We start from the raw sequence: 5055 nt of genomic DNA, 5'->3' as shown, positions 1-5055 counted from the left end.
GACGTGGACGCGCCAGCCAAAAACCGTCTCTAGGTATCCATGCAACATCGCGTGGTCGACCGCGGCTTGAGACCAGCGCCAGAACCGCGGGTAGGTCTCACGATGCAAGCGCAGCAAGTCGCGGGCGTGCGCTTCGGTCTGCCCCAGTGCCGCCGCCAGCGAGGTTTCTGCCATGCCGTACTGAACCGCCAGGGCGCACACCTTGAAGCGCTCGCGCTCCGCGGCGTGGGTTTGCTTGGTGGCATCCGCTGGCACGGCGCCGGCTTGTTTGGCGAACGCAAGGTACGGGTCGCCAGAGCTGTAGGCGTCCGCCATGCGTGCATCGCCAGACAGCGCCGCGGCAATCCCGAACTCTTGTTGACACCAATCCAGGTAGGCTACGGCGCGCCCTGGTGCTGGTTGAATCAAACCTCGCAGCCACACAGATGGACCAAAAATGAACCGGGCATTCGATGGCTGATTGCGACCGGTCCGGCTCGCAAACGCGGACAGTAAACATCGATTGCGACCATCCGCGCCAACTGCTAGATCGTTCAACCGAAGTTGTGAGAGCGAATATCTCAGCTCGCGGAGCGGTGCAATTGCCGGGAACTGCCGCGCCATCTGTCGAAAGGCGTTATCGCTCAAGTCGAGCGCCCCCGAGGGGAGGTGCGGCCAGGGTATTCTCGAGCGCGTGAGGTATTCGCCAAACCGCGCCGCCGAAAATGACAATTGCCGGCTCGCTACGTCGTCGCCAGTCGCCACCACCAGCTCAGCCGCGCGCCGCATCAACGCCGGGTCGGTCCGCGAGGTTCGGTGCGAGGGCTCGCGGAGCAATTGCCAGAGCCCCGCGGCGGGGTCTTCGCTGTTCGCGCTTTCGCCAGAACGGTAGCCACGACCTAGCCCCAACGCGGGCAGCTGCGCCGCCAGCTCGCGCGCCTTAGCGTCCAGGTGCGGAACCGCGGAATGGTCGCCGCCAGCATCTTCAATCTTCGCAATGCGGTTCGCCGTTAAGCCGGTCGCCTTCCGGGCATCTCGCACAGCGCCGTCTACCTCGCGGTGTGCATCGCGCTCCTCGCGCCACAACATCTCGAGCGCGTCCTGTAGGCGGTAGGGGTCGATGCCACATTCTTCCGCCGTGGCGAACACTGCCGCGCCGTGGGGCGTACTGGCGTCCAGCGTCGATCCAGTTGGCACATACACCCCATAATCGGCGTCGACTTCCGCAATCAATTTGGTTTTGATTGTCGGCCACGCCTCGCGCAGGTCAGCCAGGGTTTCGGTATCAATCGGGGTTCCGGCCCACTCGATGCGCGCCGCCGCCGCCATGTAGCGCCCGCGCAGTAGCGCCCGCGGGAGGTCGAGCTTGGGCGCCATGGCTGGCAACAGCTTGTCGAGCGCCACTACATCAGATTCACAGTAGTCGAGCAGCGCCGCCGCCTCCGCGCTGGTGAACGGACCGCCGCGGATAGCGAGGTCTCGCATCTCCGCCTTATCGGTCGCGTCAATGGCGTCTAGCCCATGATAGGTCAACGCGCCCAACAAGCCGCGCCCGCACGGAATCGGCAGCCCCGAAGTTTTGCACGAAAACTCGGCGTAGAGGTCGAGCACCCGCGCCGGCAATTGCCAACCGAGCGAGAGGCAGCAGCCTAGCTCAGCGGAAGCGTAGTACGCGACGAACAGCGCGCCCTCATCGACGGGGAACGGCGCCGCTTCGGTCGCCAGCTCATCGCCCCAGAGTCGAATCGTGCGGCCGCTCCGGTGCTCCCGCGCCACCAGGCAAAGCGCTGTAGGTCGCTCCCCCGGTGGCGCGTGGAACTCGAAGTCCGCCAGCCAGATTTCGCGGAAACAATCCAGCACGCTCACGACTCGCCCCGCAACCGGAGTAATACCGGGTGATCGAGTGAGTCGATGAAACGATTCTTGAACGCGACGCGGAGCAGCTCGGCAAACGAAAGCGCCGGCCACTCCGGGTCGGGCAGCTTGGCCGTCGCCTCAAAAACGTCGTACGCGCCCAGCGACATATTCGCGGCCACGCGCACCCATTTGCCGGTTGCCATCTGCGCAGCCTCGAGCGCGCTTTGATTCCAGTCGTCCAGCTTTCCATCGGCGCCGGGCAGGCGAATCGGCCAGAGGAAAACTACCCCCTGCCGATTAATGGCGGTGAAGATTTGGCGCGTGCCGAAAGTCGATTCGGAACTCGACAACTCGGGCCAGAGCGACGGATCGACTAGGTATGTTTCGCGGTCTTCTTTTAATTCGAGCACCGCGGTTTGCATCCGATACGATTCGTCCGGATGCACTTGCACAAACCATTCCTTGGAGGGCTTCTTCACTGGAACGGTAAGCACGGCTTTTTTAACGCCCAGAGTCGCGCCGAAGTCTTGCGAGAGTCGCAGGCGCGCCGGGTCAAACGGATCGGGCACGCTGTCAGGCTGACCGTTGGGGGATGGGGTTGTCTGTGGTAAAATCGAATGCATGCAGCAAGACTCCTGAAATGGGGTTTACGGAACGGCTCGCCCGATCACGGCGGGCCGTTTTCTTTGAGGGTTTGACGCCATGGCGCACGGCGCAGGCGCCGCAAAGATCGGCGACAACACCCAGCACGGTCATAGCGCGGGTGGTCGCGGGTTCCACGTTGCAATTCCAGCAGTCCATCGGTTACTCGCTAAATTCGCCGACGGTGTGCAACTCGAGGAACTTCTCCAAGTCCGCGACACGATAGCGAATCAACCGACCGACCCGTGTGAATGGCAACTGGTAGCGCCCGGTGGATCGCCAGACAGCGAGTGTTTGCTCGCGTACGCCCAGGTATTGGGCGGCTCCCTTGGGCGGAAGCGTAGGGCAGGAAACAGGAACAGGAACAGACATCGCATTTCCTCCAATCAGGTGTTTTGTGAACAACACTGATGGAAGGTTACGCACTGCCTAATGCGACTGGAAGCGGAGAACTATGCAGCACTGATCAGCGCTGCGCAAATAGTTTTGCCCCTCAGAATAGGTCGGCAATGATGCCTCGGATTGCGCTTTCGCTGTAACCTCGCGGGCGTTTTCCGCCAGCTTCTCGCGTGAATGTAGAGTTTAAGCTAATCGCAGCCTTGCCCTTTGTGATCTTCGGATTTTTCAGCAGCAGCGCTCGGCACCGCTTGCGTACCTCTTCGCGCCGTTTGGAGTCGGCCACGGCTTTGAGCTGGCGTGAGATTTGGCTACCCCGTACCATCCGACCCCCTTTCCGTGCCTTGTCCTCGTGTGGAATTACGTACAACTTTTCCGTGGCAGCACCACACAGGAACGCGCCGTAGAGACTGCGGGACTCAACGCCGCGCTCAATCTCGCCACGCATCCATTGCAGGCATTGAAGCACCTCAAGCGCTTGGCGGTTGGTTCGGCGGGCGCCAGGCGCGATACTTTCCCTCGCGTAGCGTTCCCATGCTGCGAGCTCTTTATCTAGCCGTTTCGCGAAGTCGATGGGTGCATCCGATAGTAGCCGCGGTTCGCCCTCTTCGTTCCCTTCCTTTAAAAGATATTTGTAGATGCCGCCATCACGTATCTCGACCTCTGGCGGTATCGTGCGGTCGACCTCCTTCGCGCGTGCCTTGCTTGACGGCCTATTTTGCTTTTTTGCCACGGCCAGCCCCCTTTGCTTTGGTGGTCTTGGTTTTCTTGGTTTCGGGTTTGGCCGCAGCGAGAATTGCGGCGGTGGCGTTGGTCACGGCCTGCCGAACTGGCTCGAGGTCTAGCCGTGCGTAAACGTGCGTCGCTCTGCTCCCGTGGGCATGTCCAAGCGCCTTGCCGATCGTGGCCGTGGCAACGCCTTGAGCGGCTTGCCAGGAACCAAGGGTGCGGCGCAGATCGTGGATTCGGAGCCCTTCCAATCCGGCCGCGGTGGTGATCTCCTTCCAGCCCTTTTTGGGCTCAACGATGTGGCCCGACTTTCCTCTGCTGGGGAACACGAACGGCGAATCATTCTTGCGGCCGACCAGGATTGCAAGCGCCTTTGGCACGAGCGGCAACGTGATCGCTTCGCCGTTCTTTGAATCGGTGGCGGGTATCGTCCAGACGCCAGCGTCCAAGTCCAGGTCGATCCACTTCATCGCCTGAACAGCACCACGCCGCTGGCCGGTCAGCAACAGCAACATAAAGAAGTCATGCTGATCAGCCGGGGCCGCTTCCAGTGCCTTGAAAAATGCGGGCAGCTCACTGGCTCGCAAGTAGCGGTCGCGGCTTGTCTCTTCAAACTTCTTTACGGTTGCGGCGGGATTGGTCGTGATCCAGCGCTTGCCGATCGCATGGGCGAACATGGCCTTGATCAGCTCTAGCACGCGGTTGGCCTGGTACAAGCCCGACTTGAGCTTGACTGCATTGTGGATTCGTTCAACGTCGCCAGCGTCGATGTCCGACAAACGGCGGGCGGCCCACGTAATCAGGAACTTGTCATACTTCCGCTGGTCCTCGGGCCACGTGCGTTTTCGCTGTTTCGCGTTTTCGATCCAGACTTCGAACAGCTCGCCGAAGGTCATTTCCTCGCGGGCGGCCCTTTTGCGGGCCACGATGTCAACGCCTTGCACGATCTCGCCGGTGAGCGACTTAGCCGCGGTGCGGGCCTGCTCGACGGTGATCTCGTCGGTGGTCCCGATGCGTTGACGCAGGGGCCGGCCATTGTGCCAGCGATACAGATAGAACGTCTTGCTACCCGCCGCGGTGACGCAGACGGCTAGTCCTGGTTGGCGGGCGTCGTGGTAGTACACGCGGCCGGTGGCGGGGATTTTTAGGTCGGCAACCACGGCCTTGTTCAGCGTGATCTTGGTCGGCTTGCGGCGGGATTGTGCTTCCATTTGTGGACCCTCTGGCAACCCTCTGGCTGTATCGGTGCTAGGACGGTGCTAGGTTTGGGGTCAAATTCCGTCAACTTCGACCTAGCACCGTCACACGCAAATTAGCGGTCTTTTCCGCGATAGTCAACGATTATCAATCGTCGTCTGCCAGAGGGTATGAGGCTTTCCTCTGGCTGGCAGCCAGAAGGTCAGGGGTTCAAGTCCCCTATCCTCCACTTCAGAAAAAGCCTGGCATTTGCCA

General features: G+C 61.2%; 5 protein-coding genes and 1 tRNA gene. 1 reads left to right on the top strand and 5 read right to left on the bottom strand.

The window, feature by feature from the left end; all coding sequences use genetic code 11:
- The 5 genes from K1X71_20940 to K1X71_20920 form a co-directional block, all read right to left on the bottom strand.
- Positions 1–1356 (bottom strand): hypothetical protein (locus tag K1X71_20940; GenBank protein MBX7075615.1); only part of this gene is annotated, 1356 nt, incomplete at its 3' end.
- 485 nt (positions 1357–1841) lie between these two features.
- Entirely contained in the window at positions 1842–2459 is a 618-nt protein-coding gene (locus K1X71_20935; GenBank protein MBX7075614.1) for a hypothetical protein, read from the bottom strand.
- 181 nt (positions 2460–2640) lie between these two features.
- Positions 2641–2850, bottom strand: coding sequence for a helix-turn-helix domain-containing protein (locus K1X71_20930; protein MBX7075613.1), 210 nt, complete (start codon positions 2848–2850; stop codon positions 2641–2643).
- Positions 2851–2971: 121 nt separating this feature from the next.
- A complete protein-coding gene (locus K1X71_20925; protein ID MBX7075612.1) occupies positions 2972–3607 on the bottom strand; it encodes a hypothetical protein in 636 nt (211 codons plus the stop codon).
- Complete coding sequence (locus K1X71_20920; GenBank protein MBX7075611.1) at positions 3588–4814, bottom strand: tyrosine-type recombinase/integrase; 1227 nt, start codon at positions 4812–4814, stop codon at positions 3588–3590. Before K1X71_20920 ends, K1X71_20925 begins: the two co-directional genes overlap by 20 nt.
- Before the next feature lie 150 nt (positions 4815–4964).
- On the opposite strand from K1X71_20920, the gene K1X71_20915 reads away from it, so the two are divergent.
- Positions 4965–5029, top strand: a tRNA-Ala gene (locus K1X71_20915).
- The last annotated feature ends 26 nt before the right edge of the window (positions 5030–5055 follow it).

The sequence above is a fragment of the Pirellulales bacterium genome, from assembly GCA_019694455.1.
Lineage (GTDB): Bacteria > Planctomycetota > Planctomycetia > Pirellulales > JAEUIK01 > JAIBBY01.
Note: the sequence above shows the minus strand (reverse complement) of the source record. Positions and strands in the feature narration are given on the sequence as shown.

What these genes read in the sequence shown, in the direction of transcription:
- K1X71_20935 (MBX7075614.1), bottom strand. Translation starts at nt 2,459, where the DNA reads ATGCATTCGATTTTACCACAGACAACCCCATCCCCCAACGGTCAGCCT.
- K1X71_20930 (MBX7075613.1), bottom strand. Translation starts at nt 2,850, where the DNA reads ATGTCTGTTCCTGTTCCTGTTTCCTGCCCTACGCTTCCGCCCAAGGGA.
- K1X71_20920 (MBX7075611.1), bottom strand. Translation starts at nt 4,814, where the DNA reads ATGGAAGCACAATCCCGCCGCAAGCCGACCAAGATCACGCTGAACAAG.